Genomic DNA, 26,799 nt, shown 5'->3' with positions numbered 1-26,799 from the left:
CAAAATTTAAATTTACGATATGACAATTCACAAGGAAGGTTACGGAATAATTGCAGTATTTTTTATCATACTGGGAGCTTTAGATGCATTACTATATTTCATTTTAGGTCCTGGAACTATTCTTAATATCCTTTTATTTGTAACACTTGCTTTCTTCGGATTGGTTGTTTCCTTTTTTAGAGTTCCTAAACGAATTCCTGTTACCGGAGATGATTTAATTATTGCTCCTGCCGATGGAAAAGTTGTGGTTATTGAGGAAACCGAAGAATTGGAATATTTTAAGGATAAACGGTTACAGGTTTCCATCTTCATGTCTCCATTAAACGTTCATATCAACTGGTATCCTGTTCAGGGATTAATAAAATATTTCAGACACCACAGCGGATTATTTTTGAAAGCTTGGTTACCAAAATCATCTACCGAGAACGAACGTACAACCGTTGTGATTGAAAAAGATGAAAACACAACCATCTTAATGAGACAAATTGCAGGTGCTGTTGCTCGTAGAATTGTTGCTTATGCAAAAGAAGGCGAGAAAGTAAATCAATGTCAGCAAGAAGGTTTTATCAAATTCGGTTCAAGAATCGATTTATATCTTCCATTAGGAACACAAATTGATGTTGATTTGAACCAAAAAGTAACAGGTTCTCAAACTATTATTGGGCGATTGAAATAGAAATCATCTCATATTTCTTTTTTGATTTTAATCAGAATCTAAAAATTCTCTTCAGAATTACTTTTTCACTGAATAATGAGTTATTTTAGTTAGTATTCAAACTAAAATAATATCGTTATGGATTTAAATATTAAAGATCAGCTTTTTGTTGTTTGTGGAGCTACATCAGGTTTTGGAGCAGCTGTTCTTTCCAACTTAATTGCTGATGGAGCGAAGGTAATTGCTATTGCTCGTGGACAAGAAAAACTTTCCGAATTAAAGAATCAATATTCCAATGTAGAAAGCCTCTGCGTTGATATCACACAATCAGAAAGTATTTCCTTACTACTTGATAAAATTGGAAATCGCCAACTATCTGGAATTTTTGTAAATGCTGGTGGTCCACCCGCAATGAAAACATTAGAAACCAATCTAGTTGATTGGGACAATGCCTATCATCAACTTTTACGTTGGAAAGTAGAGTTAACTCAAGCTTTGGTTCCTATAATGATGAAGGAAAACTACGGTAGAATGGTTTTCCTTGAAAGTGCATCCGTTAAACAGCCTATCGATAATTTGGTATTAAGCACTTCTCTTCGACTTTCCGTAGTCGGATTTATAAAAACATTATCACAAGAAATTGCAGAATCAGGTGTAACTTTAAACATTGTAGGACCAGGATATCATGAAACTCCTGCAATAAAACGACTTTTGGATAAAAAAGCAGAACAAGAAAATATTAGCTCTGAAGAGGCAAAAGAGAAAATTGCTAGTGGAATTCGCATGAAACGAATGGGTAATCCAGAAGATTTAGGGCAATTGGCAACATGGCTACTTTCTCCCTCATCGGGGTATATAACCGGACAAACCATTAGTGTTGATGGCGGACAAATATTAGGGATACACGGCTAATTCGAAAACTTTATGTGTTTATTTTGAACTATTGTATAATTTTAATTGCTTCCAATTAGTATATCTATTAACTTAATAGAACCCAAAATGTAACCCTAAAAACTCTTGTACAATGAAGAAATTACTCGACAGTTTTTTAAACATCTTCAACACCACAGAAGAGGAAGCCTTTTACTACGTAAAAATAGAACGCAACGAGAAATGTTACTGTGATAGTGGTAAAAAATACAAATCATGCCATTATCCAGAACATCATAAAAAAAGTCGACTTGCGGTTCGTAAAATAAGCGAAACAACAGGAGAGGAAGAAATTAAAGTAATGAGTGTAAAAAAACTTAGAAAAGAATACTATCGTGTGAAAGCAAATATTAATTAACACGCATAAAACCAATTGTAAAGATCATCCCTTTTTGAGATGATCTTTTTTAATTCTTATCGCTTAATGGCTTCTACTTGCTCAATATTTATACTTCCTAACTGATTGCCCCAGGAATTCAAAATATAATTGAAAACCAAAACCAGCTCTTTATCTGTTAAACCAGATGCTGGCATCAAGCTATTGTATTTCACTCCATTCACTTTTATAGGTTTGTTACTCCCAAATTTCACCATATAAATGGCGTCTTCAAGATTTTTTTCCAAATAATCTGAATTTGCCAAAGGTGGATAAAATTTTGATATTCCCTTTCCTGTTTTCATATGACAGTTCATACATTTTGCTCTATAAAGTTGGGCTCCCTTTTCCAAATTCTCCGGCGAAATTGCCACCTTATCCTTTGATGTAATCTCTTTTTTCTTATCAGGTCCACCACAAGAGATAAATAAAAGGCAGACAAAGACAAATATTAGGTTCAGTATTTTCATGTATGTAATTCTTGTTTAGATCCAGTAAAAATAAACAACTCAAAGCACATATTCAAAAATAAAGCAAGATCTAAATAGCTAAGTGTCGCAAAAAAAGAAAGTTAAGTACAAGAAGCAAGCAAATAATTTTATATATTTATATAGAACCACTTAACTGGACGAGAATTATATTATCGGAGAATTGCCCGTTTTTCTCTCCTTAACCCTAAAATATGGAGGAATAAATATGAAGTTAAAACTTGCTATTTGTCATGCATTACTTCTAATAACATTTGTTTCCTACGCCCAAGATGCCAAAGATTTGTATTATGATTTTGAAGTGGGGGTGATTGAGCATCTGGAGGAAACAGTACCAAACGATATTCAACTGGTGAATGAAGTCGGCGAAACAGTAAAATTGATCGATCAGATCGATAAACCAACTGCTCTTATTTTTGTGTATTACCGATGTCCGGGAATTTGTAGCCCATTAATGGATGGACTTGCCGATGTAATGCAAAAAAGTGATCTGAAACTTGCAGAAGATTATCAGGTCTTGACCATTAGTTTTGATCCAACAGAAACTACGGATCTGGCAATTAAAAAGAAAAACAACTACAAATTGCTGGTGGAAGGTAAAAATACTACTGACGGATGGAAGTTCTTTACTGCCGATAGTTTGAATATTGCTAAGGCAACAGAAAGTATGGGGTTTAGATACAAAAAAGCCGGAAATGACTTTACTCATGCGGCAACTGTAATCGTACTAAGTCCAGACGGAAAAATCACCAGATATTTAAATGGAACTTACTTTCTGCCATTCGAATTTAAGCTGGCAATGCTCGAAGCTTCAAAAGGACAATCAGGTCCTACGATAAATAAGATTTTGCAATATTGTTATTCCTACGATCCTGTAGGACAAGCCTATGTTTTGAATATTACAAAAATTACAGGAACAATTATACTGGCAATGGGATTGATCGTGTTCTTATTGCTCATTATTAGAAAACCAAGAAGAAAAACACAACCTTAATAACTACCGAATATGTCTGAAACCATTACTCCTCATGCCGAGGTGAGTTATCTTGAATATAAGGGACGATTCAAGGGCTTATTTGCATGGATTTTTTCTACCGATCACAAAAGAATCGGTTTATTGTATTTGTACAGCATGCTGGTGTTATTCAGTGTAGCTGCCATTTTAGGTCTTTTAATGAAGATTGAGCTAATTGCTCCTGGTAAAACTATTATGGATGCACAAACCTATAACAGTTTCTTTACACTTCATGGAATTACCATGATCTTTTTAATTGTTGTTCCAGGTTTACCAGCCGTCTTTGGTAATTTCTTTTTACCCTTAATGATTGGAGCTAAAGATGTGGCTTTTCCTAAACTAAATCTCCTATCGTGGTGGATTTATATTGCAGGTGCAGCACTTGCTCTTTCTGCCCAATTTATTGGAGATGGACCACCGGATACAGGATGGACCTTCTACGCTCCTTACAGCTTTAGAACTGGAACCAATATGCTTCCTGCTGTTACCGGAGCCTTTGTTTTAGGTTTCTCTTCAATTGCAACTGGAATTAACTTTATTGTTACCATACATCGTATGAGAGCACCTGGAATGAAATGGATGAAAATGCCATTGTTTCCTTGGGCACTTTACGGAACATCTTGGATACAAGTATTGGCTACACCAATCGTAGGTGTTACCTTATTAATGATAGTATTGGAACGAACCATGCAAATCGGATTCTTCGATCCTGCTTTAGGTGGAGATCCTATCCTTTATCAGCATTTGTTTTGGATTTACTCCCACCCTGCCGTATACATCATGATACTACCAGCCATGGGTGTGATTTCCGAAATCATACCAACATTCGCCCGAAAAACCATTTTTGGATACAAAGCAATTGTGGTCTCTACCTTAGCTATCGCTTTTGTGGGATACTTTGTTTGGGGACATCACATGTTTACTTCTGGTATGAGTGGAACAGCTTTATACACATTTTCAATTTTAACATTCCTTGTTGCCATTCCTAGTGCCATTAAAATTTTTAACTGGGTAGCAACACTCCATAAAGCCTCTATCGATATTCAAACACCATTTTTATGGGCACTTTGCTTTCTATTTGTGTTTATGGTAGGCGGTTTATCAGGAATGGTATTGGGTGCACTTTCCGCTAATGTTCATTTACATGATACTGCTTTTGTTGTGGCTCATTTCCATTTTATTGTATTTGGAGGTACGGGTTACGCATTCTTTGGAGCAATACACTATTGGTATCCTAAAATGTTTGGAAGAATGTACGATAAATCATGGGCTAATATTGGTTTAGCGATTTTCTTTACAGGATTCAACACCTTATATCTACCAATGTTCTATCTGGGAATGACCGGCATGCCGAGAAGATATTATGACTATGTAGAAGAATTCCATGGTCCAAATATCGTCTCATCACTCGGTGCTTTATTAATGATTTCAGGTTTGATTATCATTATCACTAATCTTGTTCGTTCTGCGAAACACGGTGTACCAGCCGAAGCAGATCCTTGGAAAGGGAAAACTTTAGAATGGACAGTCGCTAGTCCTCCAAGTCTGGAGAATTTTGAAGAAATACCAACTGTAACCCAACATCCATACGGCTATGAGTAATCATGTACACATTGACGAACATAGAGATGATGAAGGCGCTAAAACTGGTATGTGGATCTTTATTTTTACAGAGCTACTACTTTTTGGAGGTCTATTTATCGTCTATTCAGTTTACCGATATTTAAATCCTTTAGCTTTTCATTTAGCTGCGGAAGAACTTGACACCTTTATTGGAACTGTGAATACAGTAATTCTTCTGGTAAGCAGTATGACTATTGCCATGTCGATTAGTGCAATTCAGTACAAAAATAAAAAGCTCACTTTAATTTTAATGGGAGTTACCATTCTATTAGCTCTAGTTTTTATGGTGAATAAATACTTCGAATGGAGCGGTAAATTCGCACATGGTATTTATCCTGGAAGTCCAACATTAATGGAAGCAAGTCAAGGAGAAATCTTATTCTTTGGATTGTACTATGCCATGACAGGTCTTCATGCCTTACATATCATTATAGGAGTAGCTTTTATAGCCTATGTAATGAGAATGGTTACTAAAGATGAAGTACAGCACGATAATTTTGTGATTCTAGAGAATAGCGGATTGTACTGGCATCTAGTCGATCTAATTTGGATTTTCTTATTCCCATTATTTTATCTGATTACCTAAATCAATAGCTATGGAAAAAGATCAACATACACACATTGTAAAATATAAAACCTATATCTATGTTTTAATTGGTTTGCTAATTATGACATTCTTGTCCGTTGCTGTTACAGAGATCGATTTAGGTCCATATACAGTTTCAACAGCATTACTTTTAGCGAGTATTAAATCGGTGTTGGTTTTATTGATTTTTATGCATTTGAAATTCGACAAGAAGTTCTATGGCATAATGGTAGCAAGTGTATTTCTGCTACTAGCCTGTGTTATTATAATTACATTCTTAGACTATTTATACCGATAGCTTATGACTACCAATGCAATACCTGATGCGTCGAATTTTGTAAAAGGAGTAGATACTTCTTTCGAGATAATTCTGGGAATTATTTTTTTCTTTTTAATTGCTATAACTGCAACCATGATCTATTTTGTGTTCCGTTATCGAAAAGAAAAAAATCCAAAAGCAACGCAAATCCACGGAAGTGTTAGCCTGGAAATTCTTTGGACAGTTATCCCTACCGCCTTGGTAATGGTGATGTTCTACTACGGATGGATGGGCTATAAACCTATGAAAGAAGTGCCCGACGATGCATTTACAATTAAAACTGTAGGTAGAATGTGGAATTGGCAATTTAAATACGAAAATGGAAAAACAACGGATACCTTGTATGTCCCTAAAGACAGAGCAGTAAAACTTGATTTAGTTGCTCTGGATGTTCTCCATAGTGTTTACATTCCATCATTTAGACTAAAGCAAGATGTTGTTCCCGGACAAGAACAAATGATGTGGTTTATTCCTGGTCGTGAAGGTGAATTTGACCTGTTTTGTACCGAATATTGTGGTTTGCAGCATTCTTATATGCAAACCTCTGTAATTGTAATGCCTCAGGAAAAATTTGATAGTTGGTACATAGATACTACTCAAACGGTAACTCTAATTGCCGATAGACCTGGCGCATTGGGTTATTCCATTGTTAAAAAGAATGGATGTTTGGCATGCCACTCCATTGATGGATCTAAACTTGTTGGTCCAACGTGGAAAGGTCTTTTTGGTAAAACCGAAACTGTTAAAAGTGGAGGAAAAACCAGAGAACAAATCGTTGACAGTACTTATGTATTGAATTCAATTTACAATCCGAACGATGACATTGTTAAAGGCTTTCAAAAAGGTTTAATGTTATCCTATAAAAATGAATTAACTGAAGACGATATCGGTGAAATTATTGAATTCATGAAGACACTTAGTGAATAACGCTACTATTTTTCTATTAACTAATAAACTGTTGAATGAGTAAAATATCTGCTAAATTATCGGTAATTCTTGAATTAGGGAAGTTTAAAATTGCTCTTCCAATTGCTATTTCATGTTTTACTGGTTACATTCTCTATACACCAGATTTTTCATTTGAATTACTCTATGTAGTATTTGGTATATTTCTTATTGTAATGGGAGCTTCTGCATTAAACCATGTACAGGAGCACAAGAAAGATGCAATGATGAATCGTACAAAGTTTCGTCCAATACCATCTGGCAAAATATCCATTTCAGAAGCGGTTCGATGGAGTGTGTTTTTTCTATTAGCAGGTTGTGGTCTTTTAGTATGGGGTGGAAATGTAACAAGTCTATGGATAGCGATTTTATCCATATTTTGGTACAATCTAGTTTATACTCCACTTAAACAATTCTCTGCCTTTGCAGTTGTTCCGGGTGCTTTAAGTGGTGCATTTCCTCCATGGATTGGTTGGATTGCTGCGGGAGGTGATGCGTTTGCTCCTCCCATTCTTGCTTTGGCTTTCTTCTTCTTTATTGGACAAATCCCACACTTCTGGCTTCTACTCTTGTTATATGGAGAGGATTACAAGCAAGCAGGATTCAAAGTATTAACAGATGTTTTTAGTCGCAATCAAATTCATAAAATTACTTTGATTTGGATATTGGCAACAATTGTTGTAGCCCTTCTTCTTCCAGCTTTCAGAGTAATTTCATCTGAAGTTTTAATGTGGGTTTTACTGGCATTATCTCTTTTGATTATTCCCAATAGTTTTATTCTCTTAAAAGGTAGTGAGCGTCTAAATATTCGAAAATTATTCCTTCGATTGAACTTTTACTTTTTGTTAATCATGATCATGATAAGTGTAGATAAGTTCTATTTTTAAATTGTTATTTTAATGTTATTAATCATTACAATCTAGACTTTTACGTGAAACTGTTCTAATTTTATATATCAACTAAACCGTATAGATATGAAAAGAATAATCATTCTAATACTTGCAATAGGATTCTTTGCTGCATGTGAGTCCACTGCAAAAAAGGGCGATAAAGCCAATTCTGCAACTACAACACAAGTGGTAGAGTATGAAGAAGTAGAGATTAATGTTACAGGAATGACTTGTACCGGTTGCGAAAAAACGGTGGAGAATGGTCTTAAGCAGGTTGATGGTGTTAAAGAAGTTCGGGCATCTCACAAAAACAACAAAGTCACAATTAAGATTGAAAAAGATAAAGTAAATCGAGAGGCACTAGCTCAAAAAATTGAAACTGTTGGATACGCGGTAACGAAATAAAAAAAATGCTCATTTTACGATGAGCATTTTTTTATTCGATATATTATTCAGTTACTTTTCTTGTAATTCAACTTTTATATATTCAATTATTTTCCACCGATCCTTCTGTTTAATCTGTGCTCCATGAGCTCCCATAACACCATAACCAACACTAATCACGTGAAAAAATTCACCCCGTGGAGTCGTTTTAAGCACTTCTGTGATTAAACTCTTTGGCTCATAAGGGTATTTACCACTAGTATATAAAAAGCCTTTCCCATCACCTTTTTCTCCATGACAATTGATACAGTAAATTCCAAATAATTCTTTTCCTCTTTGAACATCTTCAGTTGTCATTTTCATCATATTTAGCACATTTTCACCAGCCCAGATTCTGTTTTCCGGAGTTTTCTCAAAATCATAAGGGATCATTTCACGAGGAATTGTTCCTTCTGGAGGTAACCGTAGAGTATGACCGTCTTTAAAATGCGGATTCTCCGAATAGGGCTCATAGGCTCTTGAATTCATCATATCAGGAAAATAAGAGTAACCCGGATGATTGCGATCCTCATCACATGAAGTGAATACACCTAAAAGTAGAATTAATCCGAAAGTATATACTAAGTATTTTCTCATAGCTAATAATTTAATCAGGTTTCGTAATGGAAACTTTCTTCTAACAATGGATCATTTTTACTCAATAAAGGAGCTTTTGCCAATGATGCAAAAACGACATAAAGAAATCCTCCTAAAAACAAGCATACAAATCCAATTTCTACTATCCCAATTTGAGCAGCTTTTCCAATAGTACCAGGAATAACCAATAGGTATATATTCAACCACTGACCAACCAGAACAATAACAGCCATAAAGCTCAACCACTTTAAATTTCTTTTCGAATTTCTTGTCATCAATCCCAAAAATGGGATTAAAAAATTCATGATTAAAATGGTAAAAAATAATATGGTATGATCATTTAATCGTGGTGCAAAATATGCTGTTTCTTCTGGAATATGACTGTACCAAATCAACAGGTATTGAGAGAACCACAAATACATCCAAAAAATGCTAAAAGCAAATAAATATTTACCCATATCGTGAATGTGCTCTTTATTTATAAATTCTAATTTTCCTTGTGTTTTTAAAAAGCTAATCATTAAAATGATACAGGCAATTCCACTAACAAACAAACCAATAAAAACAAACCATCCGTAAAGTGTACTGAACCAATGAGCATCAATAGACATTAACCAGTCCCAACTCATTGTAGAACTTGATATGGCAAAGAATACCATGAATAAAGCTGCCAATAACTTCCCTTTCTTGTAATATTTTACATCGGTTGATAGATCCTGATGCAAGGAATTTTTCCTTAGCAAATATCCTAAACCTATCCAGCCCGCAAAGTAAATTACCATGCGAATAAAAAAGAATGGGATATTTAGATAGGCTGCTTTTCCTTCCAAAATTGGATCATGCAAATTTTCGTGCGACCAATGGTAAATATCATGCATTCCGAAATACAACAGAAACATTAAAACTGCTGATATGGGAAGAAAAGCAGACATTGCCTCTGGAATTCTTTGTAATGACGTATGCCAGCCCGAATAAGCGATTTTATGCAATGCCTGAAACACAACACCAAATAAAGCTATGAAAAGAAAATATAGATTATTTATTAAAAAGTTTGTCCATAACCTCTGTCCATTAGGCGACTCGATGAAATATCCCAATAGCATTAAAACGATTCCAATACCGCCTAAAGCCATTAAGAAGGCTCGAGTTTTACGGGAAAATGTATAATTGTTATCCATAATCAAATGGTTTGTATTGTTTATGATTCAATCTCCTTTATCTGTATATTTTGCGCTTCTTCATTCAAGAGAATACTTTTTACATTCTCATCCTGATTTCCTCGCTCATCCAAATCAACAATGATTACAAAATGATCATCAGTAATTCTTTCGTCATGAATTACATTGTTGGCTCCAGGACCTAATTTCGAGACAATGAAAAATGCTGATGCCATTCCAAATGCAGCAAACAATACCGTTACTTCAAAAGTAATTGGGATGAATGAAGGAATTGCAAAATGTGGCTTACCACCAATAAACAAAGGATAATCTACCACAAATGCCCAGGTTTGAAACCCGAAAGCAACTGCCAAACCAATAGCTCCGCAGATAAATGCCACGGTTGGTAAATTTGAACGCTTGTATCCCAACACATGATCTAAACCATGCACCGGAAATGGTGTGAGAACATCCTGTATAGAAATATTTTTCGCTCTCAAATCCTTAGCTGCGCGAAGAAGATTTTCCTCATCTTCAAAATAGGCTGAAATGTATCTTCTCATGATGATTCGTTTTTATCAGTTACAGCTTTCTTTTCTCCTGAACTTTTCAAAACACTCTTCACCTCAGCAATTGCAATAACTGGGAAGACTCTTATAAATAGTAGGAAACAGGTGAAAAACAATCCCAAAGTTCCAATGAATATTCCAACTTCAACAAATGTTGGCTCATACATAGACCAACTTGAAGGAAGATAATCACGATGCAAAGAGGTTACAATGATCACAAATCGTTCGAACCACATTCCAATATTTATGAAAATGGAAAGAATGAATGTAAACACGAGGTTTCGACGTAGTTTTTTAAACCATAACAATTGTGGTGAAATAACATTACATGTCATCATTATAGCATAAGCCCACCAATAGGGTCCGGTTGCACGATTTAGAAATGCATATTGCTCATACTCAACACCCGAATACCAGGCAATAAATAACTCGGTGATGTAAGCAATACCAACAATTGAACCAGTTGCAATAATAATTTTATTCATCGATTCAATGTGCCCAACCGTAATGTAGTTCTCTAAATTCAACACTTTACGTGTGATAATTAACAAGGTAAGTACCATTGCAAATCCCGAGAATATTGCCCCGGAAACAAAATATGGTGGAAATATGGTGGTATGCCAACCTGGAATTACTGATGTTGCAAAATCAGAACTTACAATACTATGAACCGACAGTACAAGAGGTGCTGCCAATCCAGCTAATATTAAACTAATGGTTTCATGTCTGCTCCAATGTTTTGCAGATCCGGTCCAACCAAAACTTAAGAAACCGTAGATTGCTTTCTTAAATTTAGATTTCATTCTATCTCGTATAGTTCCGATATCAGGAATTAAGCCTACATACCAAAATAGAAGTGATACACTAAAATAAGTACTAATTGCGAACACATCCCACAATAGTGGCGAGTTAAAGTTCACCCATAAATCACGCGTATTTGGATATGGAAACACAAAGAAACCTAAGAGTGGTCGTCCCATATGTATCAGTGGAAACAATCCGGCACACATAACCGCAAAAAGTGTCATTGCCTCAGCGGAACGGTTGATACTTGTTCTCCATTTTTGTCGAAACAAAAGTAATATTGCAGAAATAAATGTTCCTGCATGACCTATACCAACCCACCAAACAAAGTTGGTAATTCCCCAACCCCATCCAATGGTTTTATTCAAGCCCCAGGTTCCTATTCCTTCCCAAATGGTGTAAGCCATCATAGCTAAACCAAGCAATAAGGCTGAGGATGTTAATGCAATTCCTGCATACCAGGATTTCCCGGCTTTTCCCTCGATAGGAGCAGATATTTCATCTGTAATTTTTTTGTAAGTCTTCTCCCCCGTTATCAGAGGCTCTCTAATTGGCGACACATACATAGGCGCGGTTTTATGATTGGTTCGACTTTTTGTTTCTAATTTTGGTCAGGTAACTAACCGATGGCAGAGTATGAATTTCCTCTAGAAGATGGTAATTTCGCTTACTAGAAGTCTCCTTCACAAGCCTACTTTCTTTGTCATTTAAATCTCCAAAAATGATGGCTCCGGAAGGACAAGCTTGCTCGCAAGCCGTTTTAATTTCACCATCATTCACTTTTCTTCCTTCTATTTTCGCATTCAACTTGCCTTCCTGAATTCTCTGCACACATAAGGAACATTTCTCTATCACTCCTTTTGCTCTTACGGTTACATCCGGATTAAGAACCATTCGTTTCAAATCAATTGTCATTTCAGCTACATCGTGCAAGTTATTTGGAATTGAATCGGCTTTAGTGTAATCAAACCAATTGAAGCGACGTACTTTATAAGGGCAGTTATTCCCACAATATCTGGTTCCGATACACCTGTTGTAAGCCATTTGATTCAATCCTTCAGAACTATGATTGGTAGCCGCAACTGGACATACATTTTCACATGGTGCATTATCACAATGCTGACACATTACCGGTTGGTAGGATACATCTGGATTAAAGTCATCGCCTGAGAAATATCTATCGATACGAATCCATGACATTTCGTGAGCACGAATAACCTCTTTCTTACCAACAACTGGCACATTATTTTCAACCTGACAAGCTACAGAACATGCACCACATCCAACACAAGAATTTAAATCAACCACCAATCCCCAATGATGATTTGGAAATTTTGGTTTTTCGTATATACTTGCATTCTCAAATTTGTGATGTGCTTCATTTCCTGCCGCAGGATTATCTTTATATTCATCCAAATTAGCCTCTCGAACAATGGCTCTTCCTTCCATCGAATGATGAGTTTGTGTCATTGCCAATTCGTAAGGTACTTCTGTTTTCTTTAACTCAATTTCTTTTTTATCAAGCTCTTTTAAAGAATTTATATTTACACCAACATTTTTACCAACAACGCCGCAAACTTCTCTTCCATAACCAGAAGCTACTGCAACAGTATTGTATGTTTGTCCTGGTAAAATGTATATCGGCAATTGATGTCCTGTGTTCAACTCAACAACATCCCCATTTTCAAGGTTCATCTCCTCCGCCTGCTTAGGTGAAATTGTTAGATAATTATCCCAACAAACTTTAGTGATAGGATCTGGTAATTCCTGCAACCAAGGGTTGTTCGCCATTCTACCATCTCCTATTGCAATAGATTCATAAACCTGTAATTCTAAACCCGATTGCTTAGTTGTTTTTACAATTTTCTCAATCAAAAGATTAATTCCTTCAACATTCAGTTGTGTATTAAAAACCAATTTTACCGATGGCTCAAAGATTCCTTGTTGCAATGTGTTGTTCCAAAATGTAGTGAAGTTTGGATATGCAGCTTGCATTGGGTACATATTCTTTTCCCAATAATTCTTTAAGTATTGCAAGTAATCAGGACTTTCACCTATCCAACTTAGCAATGAAGCTTGAAATTGTCTGGTATCAAATAATGGACGAATTCCTGGCTGCATCAAACTATAGCGAGATGTTTTTGGCTCAAAATCATTCCAACTCTCTAAAAAGTGGTTATCAGGAGCTGAGATTTTCATCAAAATAGATGTTTCATTTGGAGCCTCATCCATGGAGAGAGAGAAAGCTATTTTTTGAATGGCTTCCCCAAATTCTTTTCCCTTGAAATAATCAAAAACCGGGTTTACATCTGCTGTAATTAATCCTTTTACCTTACCTGATTTTAGATCTGATAAAAGATTTTCCATGTCTGAATCAACAGCCTGCAGGGTATTTAGTTTTTTATCAACCCTTAAGGTACTTCCGTAATTTTCAAGCTCAAAATTGATAGCATTTACCAATATTTGTATGCCAAGATCATTCTCACCTGCTACAACCAATGACTTTCCTTTTTTCGCCCATAAATCTTTTGCTATTGCTTTCAAGTCTGCAGAACCTTCAGTAATTCGATAAGCTGTACTTCCTTTTAATTTCAGAATTTCATTGTACAATTGAGCAATTAATCCATCTTGTTCCGATGGCTTAACAGGAATTCTCTGATCGGCATTACTTCCAGTTAAAGACATTCTTGATTCAAACTGAATGTGTCTTGACATGGATGTGTTTCCATCGCTCAATTTTCTCTTTTTTGCATATTGGCGAATATGCTCTACTGGCATCAGCCAATTCCCAAGAAAATCAGCATCGAAACTTACAATCATATCGGCATAATCAAATCTGTAATCCGAGATTCCAGCTTCTCCAAAACAGGATTCATTTGCTTGAATCAGAGCTGAAGCAGATTGACTATCGTATTGTACCCATTTTACATTCGGATACTTCGCAATAAAATTTGCAATTAGTTCTATTGTTGTAGGACTGTAAATTGTTGGAGTAAGCAGAACAACTTGAGCCTTTGTATCTCGTAAATCTTCCAATTCCTTAACAACAAGTTTATCTAACTCTTCCCAAGTAGATTTTTTATCTCCAATTTTAGGATTTTTAAATCTACTAGTATCGTACAAACCTAAAACTGAGGCTTGAACTCTGGAACTTGTTCCACCATAAGTAACTCCGGATAAATCGTTACCCTCAATTTTTATCGGTCTACCTTCTCTTGTTTTGATAAGAATACTGCAATATTCACTTCCTTTAGCAAAGGTAGACGCATAATAATTTGCCTTGCCAGGAGTAACCTCTTCGGGTTTTATCAGATATGGAATGGCTTTTTGCACAGAATTTTCGCAACTTGCCACAACAGTACTAATTGCCAAACTGTATCCACATAATTTTAAAAAATCTCTTCTATTACTTTTTTTCGAATCAGCCTGATCTCCATCGAAAATATCCAGAATTTGTTCCAGATTTCCTTTCGCTGGTTGATTTTCAGGGCTTGTATCTTGTCCGTTATTACGTTTGGTAAGGCTTTTCCAGTATTTCTTCATAGGTATGTCAAAGTAAAAAGTTCAGTAATTGGTTTAGAGTAGTAAGAATGATTGCCTAATAATGGCAACGAGCACATTCTCTTCCTCCAATATCAGTAACTCTAACACTATCAATTGCTCCTGTTGCCAATTCTTCATGTAGCTTTTTAAATCCTTCGGAGTAATAACCGTTCTCTCTAAAATCAACGACAGTTTTATCATGACAATCCAAACACCATCCCATTGATAAATCTTCAACCTGCTTCACCACATGCATCTCTTCCACAAGTCCATGGCATTCTTGGCAATCTCGTTTCCCAACATTTACATGCTGTGCATGATTAAAATAGACATGATCTGGCAGTTGATGAATACGAATCCATTCCACTGGTGTATTGTTTTCAATCGCAGCGTGTATTTTATTGATTTCGAATTTTCCCGAATGAGTTCCTTCCCTTACAATAACATGGCAATTCATACAAAGGTTAACATGAGGAATTCCAGCTGACTTACTATCGTCAACAGTGGTATGACAATAACGACAATCAATCTTATTATCGGTTGCGTGCACTTTATGTGAGAATTTAATAGGCTGATCGGGTGCGTAATTTTGTTTTCTTCCTAATGCTGTTGCACTCTCGGCTAGCATCTGAATTTGATATCCAAAAGCAAGCATAAAAACCAAAATAGGTATAATTTTATATTTTATCTTCTTGGTAAATATCATATCTATCAACGCTAAAGTGATTAAAGCACCTAAAAAGAAGAAAATAATAATGTTATTAACTCTTGGTTTCTGCTCGTATAGAACATCACCATTCAGCTTCTGAAGGTAGGATTTGATATAGCCAATCTCTTCATCGGAAAATGTATATCCGACATGAGATTCCTCCATTTTCTTGCCTATAGGAGTCATTAGAACCGAACGAAATTCTGCAATACTTTTCTCAGAAAAGGTTCTAGATATCTCGACAGCAGAAGGATTCCAATTTAAGGTATCACTTGGCACTAAATTATGGCATGAAACACAAGACTGCCAGTCGGCTTTAATTCTCGTTAATCCTTTAAACAATCTTTCTCCACGTTTCTCACCGTTTAGAAAATAATCGAAATGACTCTCATGATTGTCTGAAGCAATAGAATCCGCATCACTAGCAATAAGTGACACTGGAATTACAAGCAACAGATTAATAAACAAGGCACATAGTAATCTGTAGGGTTTACTCATAGGTTAGGCATTTAGTACAGATAAGGTTATATAATAGCAAAAACGCAATTGTGCAATGTCAAAATGATTACTTCAATTCTCCTCAACCCTACAATTCATTATCATTTCAAGAAGTAATCCGACCAGTAATTTTTCGTAAGTAACTCGGTCTCTACCAAATATAACAATTTAAACTATTAAATCACAGTCCTTTCACATAAGGAAATACAAAAATTTACAATTCATTAAAAGACTTACTTGTCTTTTATTAGATTTTATAAGGGATTCACGATTCTAGAATTTTTTTAAAAAAAGTGAATTTTCTAAATAAGGATATAAATTAAAGTGTTGAATTGGTTTACCTATAAGTAAAAAGGGTGCTCCGAAAATATCGAAACACCCAACTACCAATCAATTAACTAATCTAAACCTATTTATGACTCTAATAAACTGTTCAAAATTCCTCCGCTACTTTCCTTCTGACTATTTGAACTACCTGTACTCAACTGACTAATTAATTTTCTGAATGGCATTGATTGTAACCACACCTTTCCTGTACCTTGCAGTGTTGCCAAAAACAAGCCTTCGCCACCAAATACCATCGATTTTAAATTACCTGCTTGCTGAATACTAAAATCTATTCCTTCCTGAAACCCTACAACACATCCCGTATCAACTCTTAGCGTTTCGCCATTTAATTCATGTTCAATTAGCGTACCTCCTGCATGAATAAAGGCTTTTCCATCTCCTTGTAATTTTTGAAGTATAAATCCCTCACCTCCGAAAAATCCAGCACCCAATTTTCTATTCAGATGCATGCTTATTTTAGTACCTAGTGCAGCACATAAAAAAGCATCTCTTTGAACAATTACAGATCCATCTAATTCCGCTAGATCCAAAGGAACAATTGTTCCAGGATATGGAGCGGCAAAGGCAACATGGCTTTTACCTTGTCCCTGGTGGGTAAAGTGGGTTATAAATATTGATTCGCCAGTTATTTTTCTGGCTGCAGCTGATATTAATTTTCCAAAAATTCCTTTATCTGGCTCTGAGCCATCACCCATTTTTGCTTTAAAATCGATTCCTTCTTTCATGTAAAGCATTGCTCCAGCTTCCGCAATTACGGTTTCATTAGGATCCAATTCAATTTCTACCAATTGAATATCATGTCCTTTAATTTTATAATCTATTTCGTGTGAGTTCATAATGAGGTTTGGTTTTAAAGTGAATAAATATCTATAGCTAGTTTTTTAACCCTACAAACAAGGCAATTGCAAATACAATTATTTTCTTAATTACTTGAAAGAGCATCAACACACCAATAAAACAAAAAAGTAGTGGTCCGTATTTAACGAAGTAGGTAAACAGATTGGCACCTGGTTTTAATAAAGAAATGGAAGGAATTTCCGGATCGTAAAATACCATCACTTTTTTGCCCACAGGATATTCCTGTAAATCTCTTATTACTCCAGATTTGTTGCTACTGCTTCCGTCTATTGCAGAAATTCGATTTCCGGCGTGCTTTGCACCCTTTACAAAATAATTGTACTCTAAATCTACAGCAAACATTTCATCTCCATCGCTTATGCTTCTTCTTAGATCTGAATAGCTTATTACGCCTTCGACACTAGGCCATGTTTTTGAATCTTCAGCTTCTTTAACGATCGATTCGCTAATATTTTTATAAAACAGCCAACCTCCCACAATAAATACTAATGCAAATATGAATAAGCCTATAGGTGAGTTTTGTCTATGTTCCATATCTAAACCTTTACAAAAATTAGAATTTCAATTTATCAAGCATGCCAAGCATATCATTCTTGCTTATCACCGGATCAGCGGCAATAATGATATAAGTTTCATATCTAGGAATATCTACAATTAGAGTTACACCGTCATCCTCATCCATTGCACCATACATGCATTTAACACCATTATGTGTAAATGTTTCAAATCCACCTTCTTGAGCAGGATTTCCATTTTTCTTAGATGTAGCTGCTATTGCAAGACTTCCTGACATACCTTTCATAAACATAGCAGAATACGTATCCTTTGAATTCATAACAGTCAGTTTTCTGTAACCATTGTAAGAAAAATCATTGATAACTTCCTTGAATTTTTGATATGGATATTTTATAGGATACAAATCAAAATCCATTTCCTCTTCATCATTATAATCACCCATATCTCCAAAAATAGCCTGCTGATACTGACTTTGATCCTCGTAACTAATATTCGAAGGTGGGTTAAATTTTGATGATGAAACAGAAGCATTCTTTACAAATGACAAGGCAATTTCGTTCGCTTCTACTCCCAAAATTTTGGCTTCCGATTTCAAGGTGATTCCTTTATAAATCCATACTTTTGCACCCATTAAACTTGCAATTTCACAAGTGTTACCAAGTATTTTTTCGCTTCCTATTATCTCACCTCCAAAAGCAGTTAACAAATCCTTTCCCATCTGATTTTTCTCCTCTTCGTTCATATTTTCGCTGATCTTCTGAAGCTTACTGTAAGCAGGAATTGTACCTTTTTGTCCGGTTTTATTGAGTACATTCACTGTCCAAAATTTATCACCTTTCATTATTTGAATGGTATGAGCTTTATCCTCACTCTTCATCCCAAATATTTTAGTGACAGTGGTTGCCTTTATTTCGGTATAACTCATTTGCCCATAATTATCCCACCACAAAGATTTTGTACCAGTTGTATTTCCAGTTAATTTGTATTCAATATGTCCAGATTTCACTGCATATTGTTTTGCTTTTTGTTGAGCATTGATTGTTAGAGTTAATATCAATCCTAAGATGATCAAGAATATCTGTTTCATAGTTTTTTGTTTTATTAATGAGTCCGTTTTTTTTTAGTAAGTAAAAACTTCCCGTACTTGAGTGGTTTTTAAGGTTGTGGTTGTAAGTAAATAGTTGAAATACAAGCACAGGAAGTTTTTCGTGGTTTATTAAATAGAGTTATTTAATGATGTTTATTTTATAGAATCTCAACTTCAACATCTAATAATGCTGTTGTTTCAATGGTAAAGCTTAAAGGACGATCACTAACTGTACCTGAAATAAGGATTTTCAATTTCTTATACTGAAACAATTCGTTGGATATTGCATTTAATTGCTCCGTAGTAAAATTTACGCTAAGATCTTGATTTGGAGCTACTGAAGGAATTTCAACTTCATAGTTTAAATCAGGAACACTTAATTGTAGTGAAATAACTTCTCCGCCAGTAACATTTGTAAGTTTACATGTCACTGAGTTCACATCAACATCTTCCAGTTTATTCAAATAGTCTTTTAATTCGCTGATATCGTTAAAATCAAGATTAATCTCCTTTGTAAATGAATAATCTTCATCCATTTTTACACTTTGATTTTCAGGAGCTGAAACAGTAATTAGCGTTTGACTTGATAATTCTATATCGTTAAAATCTTTGGTTTTTAAATCATCAACAGAATCACAGGAGGTAAATCCGATTAAAATGGCTGTTAAAGTAAATAGTGTCTTTTTCATCTTTTAATTATTTATTATTATTGATTTCAATTCATATACATGGTAATGTCCAAATGCCCCTTCTTTATCTTCAATAATTCGGGCATACACACCTGGTTTTTCATTTATCATCCAAAGCTTATAGCGTTCCTCCGAAGTTCCAGTAGATTCAACAATTGTGCATTGGTAAGTTCCAGGTGGAATCGTTATCTCTTCCTCTCCAACAACTCTAAAAGAATTCTCTTTTAAGGGAAAAAATTGATTGCCATAACTCATATCAAGATTGTTAGGTGGTAATGCAGTATCTTCTGGCAAATTATATCTATCGTATCCGTAAAAAATATAATCAACACTTAAACTTGGATTTTCTTTGTTGGCATTTACATCGGCAAGCAATTGTTTCGTTTCAAAAACCTCGGTATCCTCAACTAAACTTGAAAAATTATATTCCAATTGTCTTGTATTTATAAAAGACATCATCATTTCCATTGGATCGCTCCAAGGTAGTTTTCCTTCTTCACGATCATATTTGTAATCTCCATTTTCAGTAAAGAAATCAGCTTCGGTAAAGGATAATCTTTCAATCCTATTAGAACTTTTATTTGCCTTCTTAAGTGTAATTAAACTACCCTTGTTCTCCAATTTCAATTCACTATCATTAATATTAATCAGATTACTTTTCCCACCTATGGTTTCAATTCTACCAAATACATAAAGTACATTTTCATCTTTTTTAAACATCCACTCGCCACTATTTTTAGTCTCCATACCAGAACCTTTTTCGATAATGGTATATAGATTTGGCAAGTCAAATGTAATCCATCTCAAAACATCAGGATTCATTTCATTTGGTATCTCCCAAGTTCCTATAAAACCAGATTCTTCATTCTGCTGTACAATCTCATCCATATTTAACTTCGAGAATGACCATTTCTGGTCTTCTTTTTCAAATACCAACTGATTTTTATTTAAAGTGATAATTCTACACTCTCCTCTGAAATCCTTATCCATTTCAGATTTCATTATTAACCGATCAGAATTTGGATTGTACTTCCATGTTCCAACATTAATATCGCTAGTTACAATTGCTCCATCTTTCGTAAAATTTAGAATGAAAAATGGTTCGTGAACTTTATCACCTACTTCAATTTTTTCCACTAACCAGCTTCCGTTAATCTTATTCTCCTGAGCCTTATTTGCACTAACAAAAGCCAGTAATGCGATCAATACTAATATTGCTTTTTTCATTTTTTTTAGATTTAGTTTGTTCTACCTAAAACTTTCATCAAATCAGAATAGGCTGCTTTTACTTCCTTTTCGCTAGCATTTGGTTTCTTTAACTTCGCTCGTTTTTTAAATTCATCGTAAGAAATTACATCTGCTTGCAGATTCATATTCTTTGCTTCCTTCTCTGCTGCCTTCATCATTTTTTCTATTTCAGGCATTGCATCTTGGAACTGTTCTTCCGCTTTTTTTATCTCCTTAGTTAGAATGCTTTCTTCTGCTGAACTTGAATGTGGTATGGTGTCATTACCAATAGCCTTATCAGCTTTGATATATGAATTTATGAATTGAAACGCATCTTCTTTGGTTAAACCACTTTTGTCTTTCTCAATCTCATCAAACACGCCCATTTCTTTTAGTAAAAGATCAAAATCTTTCTGATTAGGTGCATTCAAACTATCTTTCGATTCATATTTTAAGAAAAAGTCAATTAAAGGTTTTGCCGTGTCAATCGATTCTTTATTTGCCTTCATATAGGTTTCTATCATTGCATCGAATTTCTCTTTCTTATTTGTCTCATTATTCTCTTGAGCCATAATAAAGGAGATTGACAGAAAGAAAAATACTATCGTAAGTACTTGTTTCATTACGCTATCTTTTTAATCAGAAAAATGGATTATTACTTATTGATGTTTTCGAATCGCAATATTCTCTCCGCCTAAAGCAAAAGAAGAATTTGTTTTGCTGCCAACTTTCAAAATAAAATCCTGATCATCTCGAGAAACATCTGATGCATTTCCTTTATCCAAATCAAAAGCAAAGGTTCCTTCTATTTCAAAATGTTCCGATTCACTAACTGTCTCGCCAGACCGATTGTAAGTAGCATATCTAATCGTAAGCCTATAATTGTTATCTTTATCTACATCCAAAATTTCCATTTTCCCAAGGTTTTTTTCAGATGTAAAGAATAAGAATACGGTTCCTTTACCATTCACTATGCCATTAGGTCCTGATATTGGCGTGTAGAATTCATCTGATAATTTATCGAACTCCTTATCAATATTATTGGCAAGTATTTTATCGTAAGTAGAATTTCCACCATTGCCAATTGTATTTGAAGAAGCTGTGTTTCCTTCTGTTTTCACGAACTCCACTCTTCGATTGTTGGCTTTTCCTTCGGGAGTACTATTATTGTCTAAAGGCTTACTTTCACCAAAACCAGCATAACTTAATCTGTTCGAAGAGATTCCCATTTGAATCAATCTCTCCATCACAACTTTAGCTCTTGCTTCCGATAACTTTTTGTTTGAAACATCATCTCCATCACTATCGGTATGACCTTCAACACTAAAGTTAAGATTTGGTTGCTTCTGTAGTAATTGATAAATTTTATTGATTGGACCCATTGACTCAGGCTTTAAACTTGCCTTGTTTACATCGAAGCGAATGCCATTGCAAATGATTTTACCATCTTGAAGTACCCTTTTGTAATACTTAACTCCCCCCTTTGCAATGCGCACATTTTTCACATAAAATGGTTTGTCTGCTCCTAACTCCGCCCAGTAGGCTTGCAAACTAATTCCTGTAGGATTAGCCTCGTAATGTGGTATATTAATCAATCGGGCATCGTCCATATATACTTTCAATTTCCCTTTCGTGTAAGCAATTGAAATGTGCTGCCAACGTCCTTTCTCATTCCAAGTATAATCTAAATCAGGATGTTCTCCTTTTACATTACTATTGTCAACAGATACATGCTTATAACCAATTTCAATTTCCTGACCACTATTTTTCTGATTTTTCCTATCATACAGATATACTGTAAATCTATTTCCATTTGCAGGTCGATATAAATCAAATTCAACTGTAAACACTTCGGGTAGATAATCCTCTTTGGAATTTTTCAGATAGGGAATTATAGTTGGGCATCCATCAATAAACATCATTACATTTTCGCCATCAACATTCGCAATTTCAACTTGTCCTTTTTCCAAATCCCACCTACTTGGGAATTCACCATTTTCTTCCATTAGGTCTGGACCATCTTCAAAAATCACAACATCACCAGGTACAAAATCAAAACGACTCCAAACTACATTTGGCTTCTTCTTTTCAAGTTCTGTAGAATTGTTTCTATCATTACTTGATTCCGATGATTGATTTGGTGTCTCTGCAACTTGATCAGTCGAATTAGTCTTATTTTTTTTCTTCTTCTTTTTCTTTTTACCAAATAATCTTCCAATGCCTTCTTCCAGTTTATCTAAACCTTTATCAACACCTTGCTCAATTTTAGTATTGGTACGTTTGGTTCCTTGCTTTTTTGCAACTTTTTTAGGGTCTACCACCTGCGCATTTACAAGTGCAAATCCTAGTGTAAGTAATACTGTTACGATTAGTAGTTTTTTCATCTGTTTACAAATTGGTTTCGATTTCTAAAATAAATTTAGGTCGATATCCAATTTATAAATAGTAACTATGTTCTTACAAGTACAACAAATGTTTATCTCACTCACTTACTGCACAATACAATTGCAAAAATTAAATGATTCTAAAACTTAATAAGGAGAATAATACGAATAAATAAATCGATTTTAACTGCATAAAACCAACACGAAATGAGCTTATATTGTCTATATATCAGCTTATTGCAGAAATATTTATAAGAGAAATACAGGGAATAAAAATTAATTTAACAGTTCAGCTATTAATACAAATGTTCCAAAATTTATCAATCATGTTCCATCCCTTTAAATTCAAGCATTACAGTATTGAATTAAATTGGATTTTAATTCAATCCAAAGAAAATTTTAGTTGAGAAACTTCTAATTTGAAAATTTCTTTACATACTCGGTAGGAGTACATCCATGAATATCTTTAAAACACTTTGTAAAATATGATGTATCGTTAAAACCCGTGGTGTAGCAAACATCACTAATACTAACTTCGGGTTGAAGTAAAATTTCCGATGCTAGTTTTATTCTTTGGGCACGTAGAAATGCCGTGGCAGATAAACCTGTTAGTGCTTTTAATTTTCTATGCAATTGCGTTCGACTCATGGCAGTAGCCTCGCAAAACTGATCCACTGTGAAATTAGGGTTTGCGATGTGCTCTTCTAATACTTTCTGCAATGTGATAGCAAATTTTTCTTCTTCTGATTGCATAACCAGATTGAGAGGTTTCATAACCAATTCTTTCTGAAATTTAGCTTGTATAGCTTTTCTTGTAGCTATTAATCGTTCAACTTTTACAATAAGTGATTGAGCATTAAAAGGTTTTATAATATAATCATCAGCACCCGATTTTAATCCCTCCAGTTCATTATCGTCTCCTACTTTTGCAGTAAGTAATAAAATTGGGATGTGATTGGTTTTGATATCATTTTTCAATTTAGAACACAACTCAACTCCTCCAATCTTAGGCATCATAACATCCGAAATAATTAAATCAGGAATTGTCTGTATTGCAATGGCTATACCTTCCTCACCATCTGCCGCTTCTAAAATCTTATAACGCTTTTCAAAATAGGTCGCTATATATTTTCGCATATCAAGATTATCCTCGACAATTAACAATACAGGTAAATCAACTTTATCCAAAGTTTCTTCTACATCCTTATTATTTAGTGATATCTTCTTTTTCTCTGCGCGTTTTAGATCCAGATTTAGGGGAATATCTACAATTTCATTCAATCTAAAATGTTCTTTTGATTGCGGAAGTTCCAATTCAAACTTTATAATTTTATCATCAGTACAAGCAACTTTAATTGATGCTCGATATAAAGAACACAACTCTTTAACCAGAGATAATCCAATACCTGTTCCTTGTACTTCATTCTCTCCTGCCCTGTAAAAACGATCAAAAATATGAGACAGCTCTTTTGAATTTAGAGTGCAACCTGAATTGCTAACTTCAATCTTTACATGTTTATTTAGGAGTATAGTTTTTAATTTGACCTGACCTCCTTCGGGAACAAATTTGAAAGCATTAGATAATAAATTACTTAAAACAATCTCCACAATATTATGATCGAACCAAACTTGGCCGGTTTCTGAAATTTCGATTTTATAATCAATCTCCTTCTCGTGTGCCTGAAAATTAAAGGAATTGGAAATGCCTTTCAACAAGGTACTCAAATCTCCCTCTTGTGCCGAAACTGTAAAATGTCCAGCATCAATTTTTGAAATGTTCAGTAATTGATCAACCAATGATAGCAGCCTGTTGGAATTGCGCAGAATCAATTCTAACTCTGTCCGCTGAATTTTATTTTTCGATCGGAACAACTGTTTCTCCAATGGACCTTTTATCAAAGTTAATGGTGTACGAAATTCATGTGAAATATTACTAAAGAACTTCGATTTCATTTGATTGATATTCTTCAATTCTCTGGTTACGCGTTGTTTGGTTTGATATCTGAAATAGAAAAATGCTGCCAATCCTCCAAAAAGCAATATCAATACTCCAAACTGATTTCGCTGCATTTTCTTCGATTCGCCAATCAATTGATTTCTCGTATTCAACAATTCAATTTGCTGTGTTTTTTTCTCCGATTGATATTTGAATTCCAAATCGTTTAATACCTGTGTACTTGCTGAATTGTAAAGTGTATCGGTAAAGTTTTTGGTTAGCAACAAGGCATCACTCGCCTCCTTGTATTTTTCTGTTTTATAATAAATTTCATATAAGGTTTGATTGCAAAGTATCAGGTTGTCTATTGAATGAATTTCTCTGGATATTGCTCTCCCGTCAAGTAAATTCTTCTCTGCTTCCTTATAGCGCTTAAGTTTGGCACAAGCCGTTCCGTAATGAATCAATATGGAACTCAAATAGCGCTTATCTTTAATTTCACGCTGAATTGCCAAGGATTTTTCAAAATTGGCATAAGCCTGATCGTAATTGTTCAAAGACATATCAACTTGTCCCAACAGCTGATAACATATTCCCTGACTCATAGGATATTCTCTTTTTTTTGCCAAGTCCAAACACTTAATAATGTAGTACTTCGCAGAATCCGGTTGGTTCAAAAACATGTATGCCTCACCTACATTTCCATAGCTAATTTCCAAATGAAAACTCTTCTTACTTTCAATACCATATTTCATCGACTCCTTAAAATAAGAAAGTGCTTTCTCATACTCTTTTTGTACCAAATAGATGTTTCCTATGCCATTTTCGGCAATTGCCTTTCCGTAATAATTGCCACTTTGTTCGGTGGTATTAATTGAAGAAACAAAATAATGAATTGCCTCTTGGTTTAAATCTGTTTTCCGACAAACAACACCCAATTCATTGTAAATTCTTCCCAATTGATAGTAATCCTTCTTCTCCTGAGCAAAGGGAAGTGCCTTTTTGTAGTAATATTTTGCAGAATCGTAAACATGCTGATATCTGTGATTTACACCTAAGCGATAATAAATTTCGGGTAAATTAATACTGTCATTTTTCTTCTCTAATTTATGGCGCAACAGGTACAAATATTTGCCATACTCTCCCTTAAATAGTTTTCTGTTTCGAACTACCAATTTTATTGCTCTTTCCGAATCATCGGAATTACTTTTATCAACAATAAGCTTGTTTAAATCCATCATTAAACTGTCCAGATTTTTATACTTTGGAACTTTTAAACTCTTTTGAGAAAAGGTGTTTCCGGTTAGAAACAATACAAAAATCAACAAGATTATTTTTTTCATATCGTTTAATAGAAGGTTATATCGAGAGATTAATATCAAGTTATTTTAATTTGAAACCAATATTCAATCCTAAACACCAGTTTCATCAAGCACATTAATAATTTAATAATAAACTAATTTAAGATAAGATAAAGCCTGTAGCAAATATTTTTTACGTTTAATATAAAATTTTATACGAATCATATAATGATCGAGTATTAATCACTATCAAACTATGTTGAATAAATGTTTTGTTTAATTATAATTAATTTATTCTTATCGAAAAACAAATATAGATTGAATAC

25 protein-coding genes are annotated in these 26,799 nt (G+C 34.5%); 10 read left to right on the top strand and 15 right to left on the bottom strand.

Annotation, left to right across the window (positions count from 1 at the left end):
- Window positions 1-19 precede the first annotated feature (19 nt).
- From GCQ56_RS01840 to GCQ56_RS01830, 3 genes are all read left to right on the top strand, one after another.
- On the top strand, window positions 20-676 hold the full coding sequence (locus tag GCQ56_RS01840; RefSeq protein WP_152732689.1) for a phosphatidylserine decarboxylase family protein: 657 nt from the start codon (window positions 20-22) through the stop codon (window positions 674-676).
- Between the two features lie 117 nt (window positions 677-793).
- Window positions 794-1,567 carry an SDR family oxidoreductase gene (locus tag GCQ56_RS01835; protein ID WP_152732688.1) on the top strand — a complete coding sequence of 258 codons (774 nt, stop codon included), beginning with the start codon at window positions 794-796 and terminating at the stop codon, window positions 1,565-1,567.
- 112 nt (window positions 1,568-1,679) lie between these two features.
- On the top strand, window positions 1,680-1,943 hold the full coding sequence (locus GCQ56_RS01830; RefSeq protein WP_152732687.1) for an SEC-C metal-binding domain-containing protein: 264 nt from the start codon (window positions 1,680-1,682) through the stop codon (window positions 1,941-1,943).
- A 56-nt stretch (window positions 1,944-1,999) separates the two neighbouring features.
- Here GCQ56_RS01830 and GCQ56_RS01825 read toward each other — a convergent pair whose 3' ends face one another.
- Window positions 2,000-2,431: a cytochrome c gene (locus GCQ56_RS01825; protein WP_152732686.1), complete on the bottom strand. Its 432-nt coding sequence runs from the start codon at window positions 2,429-2,431 to the stop codon at window positions 2,000-2,002.
- Between the two features lie 226 nt (window positions 2,432-2,657).
- Here GCQ56_RS01825 and GCQ56_RS01820 point away from each other — a divergent pair, with 226 nt between their 5' ends.
- The 7 genes from GCQ56_RS01820 to GCQ56_RS01790 all read left to right on the top strand — a co-directional run bounded on the left by GCQ56_RS01820 (window position 2,658) and on the right by GCQ56_RS01790 (window position 8,232).
- Window positions 2,658-3,443, top strand: coding sequence for an SCO family protein (locus GCQ56_RS01820; protein WP_152732685.1), 786 nt, complete (start codon window positions 2,658-2,660; stop codon window positions 3,441-3,443).
- Between the two features lie 12 nt (window positions 3,444-3,455).
- Window positions 3,456-5,066: a cbb3-type cytochrome c oxidase subunit I gene (locus GCQ56_RS01815; protein WP_152732684.1), complete on the top strand. Its 1,611-nt coding sequence runs from the start codon at window positions 3,456-3,458 to the stop codon at window positions 5,064-5,066.
- Entirely contained in the window at window positions 5,059-5,673 is a 615-nt protein-coding gene (locus GCQ56_RS01810) for a cytochrome c oxidase subunit 3 family protein (protein WP_152732683.1), read from the top strand. The genes GCQ56_RS01815 and GCQ56_RS01810 overlap by 8 nt, the downstream gene beginning before the upstream one ends.
- 10 nt (window positions 5,674-5,683) lie before the next feature.
- Window positions 5,684-5,971, top strand: a complete 288-nt coding sequence (locus GCQ56_RS01805; protein ID WP_152732682.1) for a cytochrome C oxidase subunit IV family protein — start codon at window positions 5,684-5,686, stop codon at window positions 5,969-5,971.
- A gap of 3 nt (window positions 5,972-5,974) precedes the next feature.
- Window positions 5,975-6,919 carry a cytochrome c oxidase subunit II gene (gene coxB / locus GCQ56_RS01800; protein ID WP_152732681.1) on the top strand — a complete coding sequence of 315 codons (945 nt, stop codon included), beginning with the start codon at window positions 5,975-5,977 and terminating at the stop codon, window positions 6,917-6,919.
- Between the two features lie 35 nt (window positions 6,920-6,954).
- On the top strand, window positions 6,955-7,824 hold the full coding sequence (locus GCQ56_RS01795) for a protoheme IX farnesyltransferase (RefSeq protein ID WP_152732680.1): 870 nt from the start codon (window positions 6,955-6,957) through the stop codon (window positions 7,822-7,824).
- Window positions 7,825-7,911: 87 nt separating this feature from the next.
- Window positions 7,912-8,232 carry a cation transporter gene (locus GCQ56_RS01790; RefSeq protein ID WP_152732679.1) on the top strand — a complete coding sequence of 107 codons (321 nt, stop codon included), beginning with the start codon at window positions 7,912-7,914 and terminating at the stop codon, window positions 8,230-8,232.
- A gap of 51 nt (window positions 8,233-8,283) precedes the next feature.
- Here GCQ56_RS01790 and GCQ56_RS01785 read toward each other — a convergent pair whose 3' ends face one another.
- From GCQ56_RS01785 to GCQ56_RS01720, 14 genes are all read right to left on the bottom strand, one after another.
- Window positions 8,284-8,847, bottom strand: a complete 564-nt coding sequence (locus GCQ56_RS01785; protein ID WP_152732678.1) for a cytochrome c — start codon at window positions 8,845-8,847, stop codon at window positions 8,284-8,286.
- A gap of 14 nt (window positions 8,848-8,861) precedes the next feature.
- Window positions 8,862-10,025, bottom strand: coding sequence for a quinol:cytochrome C oxidoreductase (locus GCQ56_RS01780; protein WP_152732677.1), 1,164 nt, complete (start codon window positions 10,023-10,025; stop codon window positions 8,862-8,864).
- Between the two features lie 20 nt (window positions 10,026-10,045).
- Complete coding sequence (locus GCQ56_RS01775) at window positions 10,046-10,567, bottom strand: DUF3341 domain-containing protein (RefSeq protein ID WP_152732676.1); 522 nt, start codon at window positions 10,565-10,567, stop codon at window positions 10,046-10,048.
- Window positions 10,564-11,937, bottom strand: coding sequence for an NrfD/PsrC family molybdoenzyme membrane anchor subunit (gene nrfD / locus GCQ56_RS01770; RefSeq protein ID WP_299993015.1), 1,374 nt, complete (start codon window positions 11,935-11,937; stop codon window positions 10,564-10,566). Before nrfD ends, GCQ56_RS01775 begins: the two co-directional genes overlap by 4 nt.
- A gap of 16 nt (window positions 11,938-11,953) precedes the next feature.
- Complete coding sequence (locus GCQ56_RS01765) at window positions 11,954-14,920, bottom strand: 4Fe-4S dicluster domain-containing protein (RefSeq protein WP_152732674.1); 2,967 nt, start codon at window positions 14,918-14,920, stop codon at window positions 11,954-11,956.
- A 55-nt stretch (window positions 14,921-14,975) separates the two neighbouring features.
- Complete coding sequence (locus GCQ56_RS01760) at window positions 14,976-16,127, bottom strand: cytochrome c3 family protein (protein WP_152732673.1); 1,152 nt, start codon at window positions 16,125-16,127, stop codon at window positions 14,976-14,978.
- A gap of 413 nt (window positions 16,128-16,540) precedes the next feature.
- Window positions 16,541-17,311, bottom strand: a complete 771-nt coding sequence (locus tag GCQ56_RS01755; protein WP_152732672.1) for a TIGR00266 family protein — start codon at window positions 17,309-17,311, stop codon at window positions 16,541-16,543.
- Window positions 17,312-17,348: 37 nt separating this feature from the next.
- The gene (locus GCQ56_RS01750; RefSeq protein WP_152732671.1) at window positions 17,349-17,867 is read right to left on the bottom strand and encodes a DUF3592 domain-containing protein; all 519 of its coding nucleotides are present in this window, start codon (window positions 17,865-17,867) and stop codon (window positions 17,349-17,351) included.
- A 19-nt stretch (window positions 17,868-17,886) separates the two neighbouring features.
- On the bottom strand, window positions 17,887-18,936 hold the full coding sequence (locus GCQ56_RS01745) for a hypothetical protein (RefSeq protein WP_152732670.1): 1,050 nt from the start codon (window positions 18,934-18,936) through the stop codon (window positions 17,887-17,889).
- A 158-nt stretch (window positions 18,937-19,094) separates the two neighbouring features.
- Window positions 19,095-19,625, bottom strand: coding sequence for a hypothetical protein (locus GCQ56_RS01740; RefSeq protein WP_152732669.1), 531 nt, complete (start codon window positions 19,623-19,625; stop codon window positions 19,095-19,097).
- Window positions 19,626-19,628: 3 nt separating this feature from the next.
- The gene (locus tag GCQ56_RS01735; protein ID WP_152732668.1) at window positions 19,629-20,852 is read right to left on the bottom strand and encodes a hypothetical protein; all 1,224 of its coding nucleotides are present in this window, start codon (window positions 20,850-20,852) and stop codon (window positions 19,629-19,631) included.
- An 11-nt stretch (window positions 20,853-20,863) separates the two neighbouring features.
- Window positions 20,864-21,475, bottom strand: a complete 612-nt coding sequence (locus GCQ56_RS01730; RefSeq protein ID WP_152732667.1) for a hypothetical protein — start codon at window positions 21,473-21,475, stop codon at window positions 20,864-20,866.
- 36 nt (window positions 21,476-21,511) lie between these two features.
- Window positions 21,512-23,236: an OmpA family protein gene (locus GCQ56_RS01725; RefSeq protein WP_152732666.1), complete on the bottom strand. Its 1,725-nt coding sequence runs from the start codon at window positions 23,234-23,236 to the stop codon at window positions 21,512-21,514.
- 414 nt (window positions 23,237-23,650) lie between these two features.
- The gene (locus GCQ56_RS01720; protein WP_152732665.1) at window positions 23,651-26,515 is read right to left on the bottom strand and encodes a tetratricopeptide repeat protein; all 2,865 of its coding nucleotides are present in this window, start codon (window positions 26,513-26,515) and stop codon (window positions 23,651-23,653) included.
- Window positions 26,516-26,799: the final 284 nt, after the last annotated feature.

The organism is Marinifilum sp. N1E240 (assembly GCF_009295825.1).
GTDB lineage: Bacteria > Bacteroidota > Bacteroidia > Bacteroidales > Marinifilaceae > Marinifilum_A > Marinifilum_A sediminis.
Note: the sequence above shows the minus strand (reverse complement) of the source record. Positions and strands in the feature narration are given on the sequence as shown.